The sequence below is a fragment of the Lacisediminimonas profundi genome (genome assembly GCF_008831265.1).
Lineage (GTDB): Bacteria > Pseudomonadota > Gammaproteobacteria > Burkholderiales > Burkholderiaceae_D > Lacisediminimonas > Lacisediminimonas profundi.
In genome coordinates, this window is the sequence record NZ_VTTH01000001.1 from 1,055,985 (window position 1) to 1,070,403 (window position 14,419).

Genomic DNA, 14,419 nt, shown 5'->3' on the forward strand with positions numbered 1-14,419 from the left:
GGCTGACAAGCCGCCGCCTGACAAGGCATCGCTCGCACGATCGCCGCCCGAGAAAAAACCCGCTGGACCATTGGTCCCAGCGGGTTTTTTTACGTCAGGGCATTACAGCTTGCCCTGCTGCATGCCTTAGCTGCATGCATTGGCTTCATTAATTACGCCGGAGTCGTCTCCGGCACCGCCTTCTGCGCCTTGAGCACGTTGGCAATCGAGCCGAACAGCTGGTCGATTTGTGCCTTGTCGATGATCAGCGGTGGCGACAGCGCGATGATGTCGCCGGTGGTGCGGATCAGCACGCCTTGTTCCCAGAAGCACTTCAGGAACACGTCGAAGGCACGGGCACCGGCCTTGCCGGGGACGCTGTCGAGTTCTATGCCCGCCACCAGGCCCAGGTTGCGGATGTCCTTGACGTAAGGCAGGCCTTTCAGCGAATGGGCTGCATCTTCGAAATACTGCGCCATGCCGGCAGCGCGGTCGAAAATCTGTTCTTCTTCATAGACCTTGAGCGTGGCAACCGCAGCGGCGGATGCCACCGGATGGCCGCTGTAGGTATAGCCGTGCGCAAACTCGATCGCGTTTTCCGGCGCTGCCGCCATGAACGCGTCGTGGATTTCCTGGCGCACGATGACCGCGCCCATCGGAATTGCCGCGTTGGTCAGGCCCTTGGCACAGACGATCATGTCGGGCACGACACCGAAATAATCGGCGGCGAAAGGCGCGCCGAGGCGGCCGAAACCGGTGATGACTTCATCGAAAATCAGCAGGATGCCGTACTTGTCGCAGATTGCGCGCAGCTTCTGCAGATAGCCTTTCGGCGGCAGGATCACGCCGGTCGAACCCTGCATCGGCTCGACGATCAGGGCGGCGATGGTGGAGGGATCCTGCAGCGCAAGCATGCGCTGTTCGAATTCATCGGCCAGCTCGGCGCCATGCTCCGGGAGTCCGCGCGTGAAGGCGTTGCGGGCGATGTCCAGTGGATGCCTCAGGTGATCGACATTGGCCAGCGTCGGGCCGAATTGCTTGCGGTTGCCAGCAATCCCGCCGACGGCGATGCCGCCAAAACCGACCCCGTGGTAGGCGCGCTCGCGGCCGACCAGCTTGGTCCGCATCCCATCTCCCTTGGCGCGGAAGTAGGCGAGGGCAATCTTCAGCGCGGTATCGACGGCTTCCGAGCCGTCATTGCAGAAGAACACCCGGTTCAGGCCTTCCGGCGCCATCTTGGCCAGCGCGGTGGCAGCTTCGAAGACCTTCGGATGCCCCATCTGGAACAGCGGCGCGAAATCCATGGTTCGCGCCTGCTCGTTCATGGCCTCCACGATCTTCGGATGGCAATGGCCGGCATTCACGCACCACAGGCCGGCCGTGCCGTCCAGGATCTGGCGCCCGTCGTCGGTCTGGTAATGCATGCCCTTGGCCGAGACTAGCAGGCGGGGCCGGGACTTGAATTGCCGGTTTGCCGTAAAAGGCATCCAGAGGTGTTCCGTGTTCAATGCCATTGGACTTTTCCTTGAGAAAGAATTCGATACGGCCGCGCCACTGCGCTGGCAATCGCAACATGTTAGTACTTTTTTGAGATTTTCTAAAATTTGGCCCGACTGCAGGCGGCTATCGGCTTTTTGGAGCTGACAACGGACAATCTCAATTCGGGCTATTCCCTTGACGCTGACACTGGCGGCGACATTCGAACACGGGTACTCTGATCGGATGAGAAAGAATGCATCCCTGTCCAGCAAACTGATACGCATCGGTACCGCCTTGCTGGTGGTTGCGCTGGTATCGATCGGATTGACGGTCTGGGTGACCTGGCAGCTCGAAGGCGGTGCGGCGGCGGTCAACGAGGCCGGCCGCATGCGGATGCAGGCCTGGCGACTGGCCAGTTCGGCCCAGGCCGGCCGTAGTAGCACCGAACTGCAGGACCTGGTGCGCCAGTTCGACGGCAGCCTGGCCGTCCTGCATAGTGGAGACCCGTTCCGGCCCCTGTTCGTTCCGAAGACCGAGCCGGTGGCCGAGCGGCTGGCGCAAGTCGAATCGGTATGGGAATCCCAGCGCGGGCAGTGGCTGGCGACCCCCGGCCCCGGTGCCGACGCCTCGTTGAGCGCTGCCGGGCATTTCGTCGAAGCCATCGAACTGCTGGTGTTCGCCATCGAGCAGCATTTGTCGCGGCTGACTGCCATCCTCAACCTGATCCAGTTCGTGATGATGGCGCTGGCGATCGGCGGCGCGGTGGTGCTGCTCTACACCGGCTACATGTATGTGATCAATCCAATCGGGCGGCTGCAACAGAGCCTGCGCAAGGTTGAGGGCGGCGATTTCACCGCCCGCATAGAAGTCGATACCGAGGATGAGTTCGGCCAGGTCGCCGCCGGCTTCAACCACATGACCGCAACCCTGCAGTCGCTTTATGAAGGGCTGGAATCGAAGGTCCAGGACAAGACTCGCCACATCGAAGCGCAGCGGGCACGGCTGGAGGCGCTGTACCAGGTCAGCGCCTTCCTGGGCAGCGCCAGCACCATCGACGAGCTTGCGCGCGGCTTTGCTCAGCGGGTGCGCACGATCATGAAGGCGGACGCCACGGTCGTGCGCTGGTCCGACGAAGCCAACCATCGCTACCTGATCCTGGCGTCCGACTGCTTCCCGCAGGAGTTGCTGGAGGAGGAGCGCAGCCTGCTGGCCGGTACCTGTTCCTGCGGCGCGCTGCGTCCTGAAGAGCGCACCCGGGTGATTCCGATCGTGAGCCACCATGACGCGCCGGTGCGGCACTGCGCCCGCGTTGGCTACCAGAGCGTGGTCAGCGTTCCGATCCGGTTCCAGCAAAGGCTGCTGGGCGAGCTGAACCTGTTTTTCCGCAGCGATGTGGTGTTGAACGATGAAGAAATCGAACTGCTGGATGCCCTGGCCAGCCATCTCGCCAGCTCGCTGGAAAGCTTGCGCGCTGCGGCGCTGGACCGGGAGGCTGCGGTTTCCGAGGAACGAGCGCTGCTGGCGCGTAACCTGCACGACTCGATCGCGCAGTCGCTGTCCTTCCTGAAGATACAGGTGCAACTGCTCAGGAGCGCTGACCAGCGCGGCGACCGCCAGCAACTGCGGCTGGCGCTGGATGAACTGGATAACGGCCTCCGGGAAAGCATAGGCGATGTGCGCGAACTGCTGATGCATTTCCGCACGCGCACCAATACCGACGATATCGGGCAGGCGTTGCAGGAGACCCTGCGTAAATTCCAGCACCAGACCGGGTTGCCGGCGCAGCTGCAGGTGGAAGGGGCGGGCCTGCCATTGCCGGCGGACACCCAGGTCCAGGTGCTGCATGTGGTGCAGGAAGCACTGTCCAACGTGCGCAAGCATGCGAACGCCACCCAGGTCATGCTGGAGGTAACCAAGGGAACTCGCTGGCGCTTCGTGGTGCGCGACGACGGCATCGGGTTCGACGCCGCCAACGCGCCGGACGAGTCGCATGTCGGCATGAAGATCATGCGCGAACGGGCGCTGCGCATCGGCGCCGACGTCGAAGCGGTTTCCGCGCCGGGGCAGGGGACCACTGTCACCCTGACCTTGCCACCGCAGACCATGCTCGCGGCCGATATGGCGCACGCAGGCCAGGAGGCTTGATGGACCACCCCCTCACACAATTTTTCCGACCGGAGTGAAGCTGCATGAATGATCCGATCCGCTTGCTGGTGGTCGACGACCACGCCCTGTTCCGCCGCGGGCTGGTGGCGCTGCTGTCGCAAGATGCGCGCTTCGCGGTAACTGGCCAGGCCGGCGATATCGGAGAAGCATTGCGCTGCGTCGAGCGGGCGGCGCCCGACCTGGTCCTGCTCGACAATCATCTTCCCGGCGTGCTTGGCGTAGACGGGATAGCATCGCTGAAAGAGGCGGCCCCGGACACGCGGGTGCTGATGCTGACCGTCAGCGAAAACGAGAACGACCTCGCGGCGGCGCTGCAGGGTGGAGCCGACGGCTACTTGCTGAAGACGGTCGAACTCGACCGCCTGGCCGAATACATCGTCAAGGTGCTGGCCGGCGAATCCGTCGTCAGTCCCGAAATGATGACCAAGCTGGTTCTTGCGTTCCGCTCCAGGCCACCGGTTGCGATGCCGGAAGCGGTCCTCGCACAGGGCGCTGGCGCGCCGGTCGCGATCGGTGGACAGGCCGACGCAGAGAGCGATGCCGGAGGCGACGCGCCTGCCCAGGCCACGCAGGCCGACGCCGGCCTGCCGATCCTGTCAGTCCGGGAGAGGGAGGTGCTGGCCCTGATCGCCTGCGGTGACAGCAACAAGCTGATCGCCCGCAAGCTGGCCATCGCGGAAACCACCGTGAAGATTCACGTCCAGCACATCCTGCGCAAGCTGCACCTCAACTCGCGTGTGCAGGCGGCTGTATACGCCGCCAGCCGCGACATCCGTTGATCTGCATCAAAAACTCCCCGCTTTGACGCCGCAGTAGTTCTTCAGGATGAGGGCCGTGCCCGGCCCTCATCCTTTTTAGCTGGCCTGTTTGCCGACAGGAGGATATTCACCGGACCGGTCTTCGCCGAAAGTGTTGCCATACACTCGGGGAGGAAGAAATGGCGTCCGAATTGAACCAGTCGCGAAGGGCATGGTCCGTGCTGATCGTAAGCACCCTCGCATTCACCGTCTGCTTCATGGTGTGGATGATGTTCGGCGTGATCGGCATCCCGATCCGCAAGATGCTCAGCCTGAACGCCACCGAGTTCGGCCTGCTGATGGCGACGCCGGTGCTGACCGGCTCACTGGTGCGGGTGCCGCTGGGCATCTGGACCGACAAGTATGGCGGCCGCATCGTCATGGCCTTGCTGATGGCTGCCACCATTCCGGCCATCTGGTTGATGTCTTATGCCACCGAGTACTGGCATTTCCTCACCATCGGCCTGTTCGTCGGCCTGGCCGGCGGTTCCTTCTCGGTCGGCACCCCTTACGTCGCACGCTGGTTCCCGAAAGAGCGGCAGGGCATGGCGATGGGCGTGTACGGCGCAGGCAACTCCGGCGCCGCCGTCAACAAATTCCTGGCACCGGTGCTGGTGGTGGCATTTGGCTGGGCCATGGTGCCGCAGGTGTACGCCGCCATCATGCTGGGCGCGCTGGTGTTGTTCTGGTTGTTCAGCAGTTCCGATCCCGCGCATCTGGTCCCCAGCAACGTTACGTTCATGGACCAGCTCAAGGCCCTCAAGGATCCCAAGGTCGTCAAGTACTGCCAGTACTACAGCATCGTGTTCGGCGGCTATGTTGCGCTGTCGTTGTGGATGGTGCAGTACTACGTTGGCGAGTTCGGCCTCGACATCCGCGTGGCAGCCTTGCTGGCGGCCTGCTTTTCGCTGCCGGGCGGCGTGTTGCGCGCCTTCGGCGGCATCCTCTCGGACAAGTACGGCGCCCATAGCGTCACCTGGTGGGTGCTGTGGGTCAGCTGGATCTGCCTGTTCCTGCTGTCCTATCCGCAAACTGATTTCACCATCGCGACCATCAACGGTCCGACCACTTTCCATCTCGGACTGAACGTCTACGCATTCACTGCATTGATGTTCGTGCTCGGCATTGCCTGGGCTTTTGGCAAGGCCAGCGTGTTCAAGTACATCAGCGATGACTACCCGAAAAACCTCGGTGCCATCAGCGGCATCGTCGGCTTGGCCGGCGGACTCGGCGGCTTCGTGCTGCCGATCATGTTCGGCGCCCTGATGGACCTGACCGGCATCCGCTCCAGCGCCTTCATGCTGCTGTACGGGGTGGTGTGGGTGTCGCTGATCTGGATGTACTGGACTGAAGTCCGGCGTGCCGAAGTGATGGGGCCCAACGCGGCCGATGCAAAGGGCTGAACCGCCCGTCTTCCAAAGGATCGATCATGAATAAAAACAATAGTGCCGACCTCACCGGCTTGCCGGCAGGGGCAGCAAACCGCGGCGCCGACATCGCCGACTGGCGCCCCGAGGACGAACGCTTCTGGGAAAGCACCGGCAAGCGCATCGCCTACCGCAACCTGTTCATTTCGGTGCCGGCCCTGCTGTGCGGCTTCGCCGTCTGGGGCATGTGGGGAATCATCACGGTGCAGATGCTCAACCTCGGCTTTCCTTTCACCCAGGCCGAGTTGTTCACGCTGACCGCGATCTCCGGGCTGGCCGGTGCCACCATGCGCATTCCGGCGTCTTTCCTGATCCGCCTGGCCGGCGGACGCAATACGATCTTCCTGACCACCTCCATGCTGCTGGCGCCGGCGATCGGCACCGGGATCGTGCTCCAGCATCCGGAATGGCCGCTGTGGACCTTCCAGCTGATGGCCTTGTGGTCGGGCGTCGGCGGCGGCAACTTCGCCAGCTCGATGTCCAACATCAGCACATTTTTTCCGAAGCGGCTGCAGGGCACGGCGCTGGGCATCAACGCCGGCCTCGGCAACTTTGGCGTGACCAGCATGCAAATCGTGATTCCGCTGGTGATGACGGTCAGCCTGTTCGGCGCCTATGGCGGCGACTCGATGAAGCTGGTCAAGGACAGCGGTTGGATCCTCGGCAAGATCCCGGCCGGCACCGCAACCTATATCCAGAACGCCGGATTTGCCTGGGTAATCTCGCTGGTGCCGCTGGGGATTCTCTGCTTCTTCGGCATGAACAACCTGAAGACGGTGTCGCCCGCCATTGGCGGAACCATAGCGGCCTTCCTCAAGATCATCTGGCTCTACACGCTGTCGTTCGTGCCGGCCATCATCGGCCTGTACCTGTACCTGCCCAAGCCGACCGGCATGGGCCTGCTGAACATGTGGGTCGCGATGCCGCTGATCGTGGTCAGCACCTTGCTGGTGCTGAAGCTGACTGCCTTCGGCACCATGAAGGAAGGCATCGTCACGCAGTTCGCAATCTTTCGCAACAAGCACACCTGGTCGCTGACGGCGCTGTACATCGTCACCTTCGGCTCCTTCATCGGATTTTCGATGGCGCTGCCGCTGGCGATCACGGTGATCTTTGGCATCAGCCATGTGCCTGACGCTGCCGGGGTGATGCAGCACACCATGAAAAACCCGAATGCGCCCTCGGCCCTGACCTACGCCTGGATCGGCCCCTTCGTCGGCGCCCTGATACGGCCGGTCGGCGGCTGGATCTCGGACAAGGTCGGCGGCTCCATCGTCACCCAGATCATTTCGGCGGTAATGGTGGTCGCCTCGGCCGCGGTCGGCTACGTGATGCTGCTGGCTTACAAGTCCGCCACGCCGGAGCAGTACTTCCTGATCTTCATGCTCTTGTTCGTGCTGCTGTTCGCCGCCAGCGGCATCGGCAACGGTTCGACCTTCCGCACCATCGGCGTGATCTTCGACCGCCAGCAGGCCGGCCCGGTGCTGGGCTGGACTTCCGCCATCGCCGCCTACGGTGCCTTCATCGCGCCGGTGGTGATCGGCCAGCAGATCAAGGCTGGCTCCCCCGAGCTGGCGATGTACGGATTCGCAGCTTTCTACGCCGTGTGCCTGGTGCTCAACTGGTGGTTCTACCTGCGCGCAGGCGCCGAGATCAAGAATCCATGAACCCGCTCACGACACCCATTTCACGCAATAGCCACAATATTCAACGGAGATTCGCATGAGTCATTTCCTTGACCGACTGAGCCACTTTTCCAGCCCGAAGGAATCGTTCTCTGGCACGCACGGCCTTACCACCGGCGAAGACCGCACCTGGGAAGACGCCTACCGCGACCGCTGGGCGCACGACAAGATCGTGCGCAGCACGCATGGCGTGAACTGCACCGGTTCCTGCTCCTGGAAAATCTACGTCAAGGGCGGCATCGTGACCTGGGAAACCCAGCAGACCGATTACCCGCGTACCCGTCCCGACCTGCCCAACCACGAACCGCGCGGTTGCGCCCGCGGCGCCTCGTACTCGTGGTACCTGTACAGCGCCAACCGCGTCAAATACCCGATGGTGCGGGCGCGCCTGCTCAAGCACTGGCGCGCCGCGCTGGCGGTGGCGGCCAGCCCGGTCGATGCCTGGGCAGCCGTGGTCGAGAACCAGGAGTCGCGGCTGGACTGGCAGAAGCAGCGCGGCCTCGGCGGCTTCGTGCGCAGCACCTGGGACGAGGTCAACCAGCTGATTGCCAGCGCCAATGTCTATACCGCGAAAAAGTACGGCCCGGACCGCGTGATCGGCTTCTCACCGATTCCTGCCATGTCGATGGTCAGCTATGCCGCCGGCAGCCGCTACCTGTCCCTGATCGGCGGCGTCTGCATGAGCTTTTACGACTGGTATTGCGATTTGCCGCCAGCCAGCCCGCAAGTCTGGGGCGAGCAGACCGACGTGCCCGAGTCGGCCGACTGGTACAACTCGACTTTCATCATCGCCTGGGGCTCGAACGTGCCGCAGACCCGCACGCCGGATGCCCACTTCTTCACCGAAGTGCGCTACAAGGGCGCCAAGACGGTGGCCATCACGCCGGACTATGCTGAAGTCAGCAAGCTGGCTGACCTGTGGATGCATCCCAAGCAAGGAACCGATGCCGCGGTGGCGATGGCGATGGGCCACGTGATCCTGAAGGAATTCTATTTCGGCGAAGGCGAGAACGGCCGCAGCAGCTATTTCGACGATTACGTGCGGCGCTACACCGACATGCCCAATCTGGTGCAGCTGGAAGAGCATGTGTTGGCCGACGGCCGTACCGTGCTGGTCCCGGGGCGCTACCTGCGCGCCAGCGATTTCAACGGCAAGCTGGGACAGGACAACAATCCGGAATGGAAGACCACCGCGCTCGACGAGAACGACAGGGTGGTGCTGCCCAATGGCTCGATCGGCTTTCGCTGGGGCGCCGCCGGCCGCACGGATGCTGGCAAGTGGAACCTGGAAGACAAGGAGGCGCGCCACGGCAGTGAGGTCAAGCTCAAGCTGAGCCTGATGGAAGGGGCGCAGCCGGACTACCAGGCGCTGGATGTCGGCTTCCCGTATTTCGGCGGCATCGACACCCCGAACTTCAGCGCCAACAAGCAGCAAGACGTGCTGGTGCGGAAAGTGCCGGTGCGCCGCATCAGGCTGGGCAAGGAAGGCGAGGAGCGCTACACCCTGGTGGCCACCGTGTTCGACCTGACCGTCGCCAATTACGGCGTGTCCCGCGGACTGCCAGGCGAGAATGCCGCCACCAGCTACGATGACGACACCCCTTACACCCCGGCGTGGCAGGAGAAGATCACCGGCGTCAAGCGGGACCAGGTGATTGCGGTGGCGCGCCAGTTCGCCGACAACGCGCACAAGACCAAGGGCAAATCGATGGTCATCATCGGCGCGGCGATGAACCACTGGTACCACAGCGACATGAACTACCGCGGCATCATCAACATGCTGATGATGTGCGGTTGCATCGGCCAGAGCGGTGGCGGCTGGGCGCATTACGTCGGCCAGGAAAAGCTGCGGCCGCAAACCGGCTGGACCGCGCTGGCCTTTGCACTGGACTGGGCGCGTCCGCCGCGCCAGATGAATTCGACCAGCTTCTTCTATGCCCACACCGACCAGTGGCGCTACGAAAAGCTGGGCGTGGACGAGATCCTGTCGCCGCTGGCCGACAAGAAACTCTTTGGCGGCAGCCTGATCGATTACAACGTGCGCGCCGAGCGCATGGGCTGGCTGCCGAGCGCGCCGCAGTTGCAGACCAATCCGATGCAGGTGGTGCGCGATGCCAGCGCCCAGGGCATGGACCCGAAAGACTATGTGGTCAAGTCGCTCAAGGACGGCACGCTGAAGATGAGCTGCGCGGATCCGGACGATCCGGCCAACTGGCCGCGCAACATGTTCGTCTGGCGCTCCAACCTGCTGGGATCATCCGGCAAGGGGCATGAATATTTCCTCAAGCACTTGCTGGGCACGACCCACGGCGTGCAGGGGCGCGACCTTGGCGTCGAGGAAGCCAGGCCGCAAGAGGTGAAGTGGCACGAGGAGGCGCCGGAAGGCAAGCTGGACTTGCTGGTGACGCTGGACTTCCGCATGAGCACGACCTGTCTTTATTCGGACATCGTGCTGCCGACCGCGACCTGGTACGAAAAGAACGACCTCAATACCAGCGACATGCATCCGTTCATCCATCCGCTGTCGACTGCGGTCGATCCGGCATGGCAGTCGCGCAGCGATTGGGACATCTACAAGGGATTTGCCAAGGCCTACAGCGAAGTTTGCGTCGGTCACCTCGGGGTCGAGAAGGAAGTGGTGCTGACGCCGCTGATGCACGACACGCCAGCGGAGCTGGCGCAGCCCTTCGATGTCAAGGAATGGAGCAAGGGCGAATGCGAACTGGTTCCGGGCCTGACCGCACCACAGGTGCAGGTGGTGGAACGCGACTATCCGAACGTGTACAAGCGCTTCACCGCGCTTGGCCCCTTGATGGAGAAGGTCGGCAATGGTGGCAAGGGCATCGCCTGGAACACGGAAGATGAAGTGCGGCAGCTGGCCGAGCTCAATGGCCGGGTGGGGGACGAAGGCGCGACCAGGGGCATGGCAAGGATCGAGACCGATATCGACGCCTGCGAAGTGGTGCTGCAACTGGCGCCGGAAACCAACGGCCATGTGGCTGTGAAGGCTTGGGAAGCGCTGGGCAAGATCACCGGGCGCGACCATACCCACCTGGCGCTGCACCGTGAAGACGAGAAAATCCGCTTCCGCGACATCCAGGCGCAACCGCGCAAGATCATTTCGTCCCCGACCTGGTCCGGCCTGGAAAGCGAAAAAGTGTCTTACAACGCCGGCTACACCAATGTCCATGAACTGATCCCATGGCGCACGCTGACCGGCCGCCAGCATTTCTACCTGGACCACCCGTGGATGCGTGCGTTCGGCGAAGGGCTCTCCAGCTACCGGCCGCCGGTCGACCTGAAGACCATCGTCGACGTCATGGGCCGCAAGCCGAATGGTCATTCCGAGATCACGCTGAACTTCATCACGCCGCACCAGAAGTGGGGCATCCACTCCACCTATAGCGACAACCTGATGATGCTGACGCTTAATCGCGGCGGCCCGGTGATCTGGCTGAGCGAAGACGACGCCCGCAGTGCCGGCATTGTCGACAACGACTGGGTGGAACTGTTCAACACCAACGGCGCCATCGCGGCGCGGGCGGTGGTGAGCCAGCGGGTCAAGCCCGGCATGGTGATGATGTACCACGCACAGGAAAAGATCATCAACACGCCGGGTTCGGAAATCACCGGCACCCGTGGCGGCATACACAACTCGGTGACCCGCATCGTCACCAAGCCGACCCACATGATCGGCGGCTACGCGCAGTTCAGCTATGGCTTCAACTACTACGGAACCATAGGCACCAACCGCGATGAGTTCGTGGTGGTGCGCAAGATGAACAAGATCGACTGGCTGGACGACGAAGCACCGGCCACCGTGCAGGCCTGACAAGGAGAATTCGATGAAAGTACGCGCTCAGATCGGCATGGTGCTCAACCTGGACAAGTGCATCGGCTGCCACACTTGTTCAGTCACCTGCAAGAACGTCTGGACCAGTCGTCCGGGCATGGAATACGCATGGTTCAACAATGTCGAGACCAAACCCGGTATCGGCTATCCCAAGGAATGGGAGAACCAGGAAAAATGGCAGGGTGGCTGGAAGCGCCTGGCCAACGGCTCCATCGAGCCGCGGCAGGGCGGGAAGTGGAAGCTGCTGATGCGCATCTTCGCCAACCCCAACCTGCCGCAGATCGACGATTACTACGAGCCCTACACCTTCGACTATGACCACTTGCAGTCCGCGCCCGAAGTCAGGGCGGCGCCGACCGCGCGTCCGCGCAGCCTGATCACCGGCAAGCGCATGCAAAAGATCGAATGGGGCCCGAACTGGGAAGAGATCCTGGGCGGCGAGTTTGCCAAGCGCAGCAAGGATGCCAACCTCGACAACTTCGACCAGGTCCAGAAGGACATGGCCGGCCAGTTCGAGAATACCTTCATGATGTACCTGCCGCGCCTGTGCGAACACTGCCTGAACCCGGCCTGCGTCGCATCCTGCCCGTCGGGATCGATCTACAAGCGCGAGGACGACGGCATCGTGCTGATCGATCAGGACAAGTGCCGCGGCTGGCGCATGTGCGTCTCCGGCTGTCCGTACAAGAAGATCTACTACAACTGGAAGAGCGGCAAGGCGGAGAAATGCATTTTCTGCTATCCGCGCATCGAAGCCGGCCAGCCGACCGTCTGTTCGGAAACCTGCGTCGGCCGCATCCGCTACCTGGGCGTGATCTTGTATGACGCCGACCGGATTGCGGAAGCTGCCAGCGTCGAAGATGACAAGGACCTGTACCAGGCGCAACTCGACATTTTCCTGGACCCCAACGATCCGAAGGTGATCGAGCAGGCGCGGCTGGACGGCATTCCCGACTCGTGGATGGAAGGGGCGCGCAAGAGCCCGGTCTACAAGATGGCGGTGGAATGGAAAGTCGCGCTGCCGCTGCATCCCGAATACCGCACGCTGCCGATGGTCTGGTATGTGCCGCCGCTGTCGCCGATCACCTCGGCTGCCAACGCCGGCCAGATCGGCATCAATGGCGAACTGCCCGACATCGGCCAGATGCGCATACCCGTGCAATACCTGGCCAACCTGCTGACTGCCGGCGATCCGGTGCCGGTGGTGCGGGCGCTGGAACGCATGCTGGCAATGCGCGCCTACCAGCGCGGCAAGCATGTGGACCAGATGCAGAACCTGCAGGTGCTGCAGCAGGTCGGTCTTACCGTGAACGAAGTCGAGGACATGTACCAGACCATGGCGATCGCCAACTACGAAGATCGCTTCGTGATCCCCACTTCGCACCGGGAATATGCGGAAAACGCATTCGACCTGCGCGGCGGTTGCGGCTTCTCGTTCGGCAACGGCTGTTCCGAGGGCAGCACCGAAACCAGCCTGTTCGGCAGCGAGAAGCGCCGCACCATCCCCATTCAATCGGTGCTCTGACGCCAGGAGGAATTGCATGAAACACCATCCGTACTCCCTGCGAGCGCTGGCCCTGCTGCTGTCCTATCCGGACCAGGAGCTGCGTGCCAGCCTGCCGCAGGTGCTGGACGCACTGGACGCCGAAGCGCTGGTGCCGGCCGCGCGCCGGGCCGAGCTGCGCGCGCTGGCGGCAGAACTGATGCGCACCGATCCGTTCGAGATCGAAGCGCGTTATGTCGAGACCTTCGATCGCGGCCGCGCCACTTCGCTGCACCTGTTCGAGCATGTGCATGGCGATTCCCGCGACCGCGGCCCGGCCATGGTCGACCTGACCCAGACCTATGAAAAGGCAGGACTGTTCCTGGCTCCCGACGAGCTGCCAGACCATCTGGGCGTGGTGCTGGAGTTTGCCTCCACCCAGCCCGACCGCATCGCCCGCGAATTCCTGGGCGAGATGGCGCATATCCTGCAGGCCATCTTCAGCGGCCTGCTGCAGCGCGGCAGCCCGTACGCCGCCGTGATCGCCGCCGTGCTGGAACTGGCCGGTGAAAAAGTGCAGGCGGTGGAAATCCAGCCCGACGAGCCGATGGACGAAAGCTGGGCCGAGCCCGCCGCTTTCGACGGCTGCAGCACACGCGGGCAGGCGCGCCCGGGTGAAGCGCAGCCGATCCACATCGTCCGCAAGAATCCCGGGAATCCCGGGAATACCCGGAATCCAGATTCGAAAGGAGTGACAGCATGAGCTCGCTCGACTATTTCCTGTTCGGCATCTATCCCTACCTGTGCCTGGCGGTTTTCCTGCTCGGCAGCCTGATGCGATTCGACCGCGACCAGTACAGCTGGAAGAGCGACTCCTCGCAGTTGCTGCGCGCCGGCCAGCTGCGCTGGGGCAGCAACCTGTTCCACATCGGCGTGCTGTTCCTGTTTTTCGGGCACACCGTGGGCATGCTCACCCCGCACTTCCTGTACGAGTCCTTCATCAGCGCCGGCCACAAGCAGATCGTGGCGATGGTATCGGGCGGCGTGTTCGGCGTCCTCGCCTTCATCGGCGTCACCATACTGCTGCACCGCCGCCTGACCGACCCGCGCATCCGCCAGACCTCCAGGCCCAGCGACATCATGCTGCTGGTCGTGCTGTGGCTGCAGCTGGTGCTCGGCCTGGCCACCATTCCGCTGTCGGCGCGTCACCTGGATGGCAGCATGATGCTGCTGCTGGCCGAATGGGCGCAACGCATCGTTACCTTCCGCGGCGGCGCGGTAGAGCTGCTGGCGCAAGCGGGGCCGGTGTTCAAGCTGCACATGTTCCTTGGCATGACGATTTTCCTGATCTTTCCTTTCACGCGGCTGGTGCATGTGTGGAGCGGCTTCGGCACGCTGGCCTATGTGTTCCGTCCCTACCAGCTGGTGCGCAGCCGCAATCTGGGCATGACGCCGCGCCAGCCTTTGGGCAGCAGGATGCCCGGCCCGGTCGACACCCCGGCACGGCCGGCGGCGGCAAGCAAGCCTGTGCACAAACAGTCCTGACCGTA

The 14,419-nt window shown here is 63.0% G+C and carries 9 protein-coding genes; 8 read left to right on the forward strand and 1 reads right to left on the reverse strand.

The genetic code is table 11. From position 1 onward, the window contains the following. Window positions 1–152 precede the first annotated feature (152 nt). A complete protein-coding gene (gene aptA / locus FVE66_RS04805; protein WP_151446210.1) occupies window positions 153–1,493 on the reverse strand; it encodes an omega-aminotransferase AptA in 1,341 nt (446 codons plus the stop codon). Between the two features lie 208 nt (window positions 1,494–1,701). Between aptA and FVE66_RS04810 the strand changes: the two genes are divergently transcribed. From FVE66_RS04810 to narI, 8 genes are all read left to right on the forward strand, one after another. Then, window positions 1,702–3,603, forward strand: coding sequence for a type IV pili methyl-accepting chemotaxis transducer N-terminal domain-containing protein (locus tag FVE66_RS04810; RefSeq protein ID WP_151446211.1), 1,902 nt, complete (start codon window positions 1,702–1,704; stop codon window positions 3,601–3,603). A gap of 44 nt (window positions 3,604–3,647) precedes the next feature. Then, window positions 3,648–4,403 (forward strand): response regulator, encoded by a 756-nt coding sequence (locus FVE66_RS04815; RefSeq protein ID WP_151446212.1) that lies wholly within the window; start codon window positions 3,648–3,650, stop codon window positions 4,401–4,403. Window positions 4,404–4,561: 158 nt separating this feature from the next. Further along, window positions 4,562–5,824 carry an MFS transporter gene (locus FVE66_RS04820; RefSeq protein ID WP_151446213.1) on the forward strand — a complete coding sequence of 421 codons (1,263 nt, stop codon included), beginning with the start codon at window positions 4,562–4,564 and terminating at the stop codon, window positions 5,822–5,824. Window positions 5,825–5,850: 26 nt separating this feature from the next. Continuing rightward, window positions 5,851–7,515, forward strand: coding sequence for an MFS transporter (locus tag FVE66_RS04825; RefSeq protein WP_194164348.1), 1,665 nt, complete (start codon window positions 5,851–5,853; stop codon window positions 7,513–7,515). 55 nt (window positions 7,516–7,570) lie between these two features. Then, on the forward strand, window positions 7,571–11,365 hold the full coding sequence (locus tag FVE66_RS04830; protein WP_151446214.1) for a nitrate reductase subunit alpha: 3,795 nt from the start codon (window positions 7,571–7,573) through the stop codon (window positions 11,363–11,365). Between the two features lie 13 nt (window positions 11,366–11,378). Then, window positions 11,379–12,911, forward strand: coding sequence for a nitrate reductase subunit beta (gene narH / locus FVE66_RS04835; protein WP_151446215.1), 1,533 nt, complete (start codon window positions 11,379–11,381; stop codon window positions 12,909–12,911). A 16-nt stretch (window positions 12,912–12,927) separates the two neighbouring features. After that, window positions 12,928–13,632, forward strand: a complete 705-nt coding sequence (gene narJ / locus FVE66_RS04840; protein WP_151446216.1) for a nitrate reductase molybdenum cofactor assembly chaperone — start codon at window positions 12,928–12,930, stop codon at window positions 13,630–13,632. Then, the gene (gene narI, locus FVE66_RS04845) at window positions 13,629–14,414 is read left to right on the forward strand and encodes a respiratory nitrate reductase subunit gamma (RefSeq protein ID WP_151446217.1); all 786 of its coding nucleotides are present in this window, start codon (window positions 13,629–13,631) and stop codon (window positions 14,412–14,414) included. Before narJ ends, narI begins: the two co-directional genes overlap by 4 nt. Window positions 14,415–14,419: the final 5 nt, after the last annotated feature.

What these genes read in the sequence shown, in the direction of transcription:
- FVE66_RS04825 (WP_194164348.1), top strand. Translation starts at nt 5,851, where the DNA reads ATGAATAAAAACAATAGTGCCGACCTCACCGGCTTGCCGGCAGGGGCA.
- aptA (WP_151446210.1), bottom strand. Translation starts at nt 1,493, where the DNA reads ATGGCATTGAACACGGAACACCTCTGGATGCCTTTTACGGCAAACCGG.
- narI (WP_151446217.1), top strand. Translation starts at nt 13,629, where the DNA reads ATGAGCTCGCTCGACTATTTCCTGTTCGGCATCTATCCCTACCTGTGC.
- FVE66_RS04820 (WP_151446213.1), top strand. Translation starts at nt 4,562, where the DNA reads ATGGCGTCCGAATTGAACCAGTCGCGAAGGGCATGGTCCGTGCTGATC.
- FVE66_RS04815 (WP_151446212.1), top strand. Translation starts at nt 3,648, where the DNA reads ATGAATGATCCGATCCGCTTGCTGGTGGTCGACGACCACGCCCTGTTC.
- FVE66_RS04810 (WP_151446211.1), top strand. Translation starts at nt 1,702, where the DNA reads ATGAGAAAGAATGCATCCCTGTCCAGCAAACTGATACGCATCGGTACC.
- FVE66_RS04830 (WP_151446214.1), top strand. Translation starts at nt 7,571, where the DNA reads ATGAGTCATTTCCTTGACCGACTGAGCCACTTTTCCAGCCCGAAGGAA.
- narJ (WP_151446216.1), top strand. Translation starts at nt 12,928, where the DNA reads ATGAAACACCATCCGTACTCCCTGCGAGCGCTGGCCCTGCTGCTGTCC.
- narH (WP_151446215.1), top strand. Translation starts at nt 11,379, where the DNA reads ATGAAAGTACGCGCTCAGATCGGCATGGTGCTCAACCTGGACAAGTGC.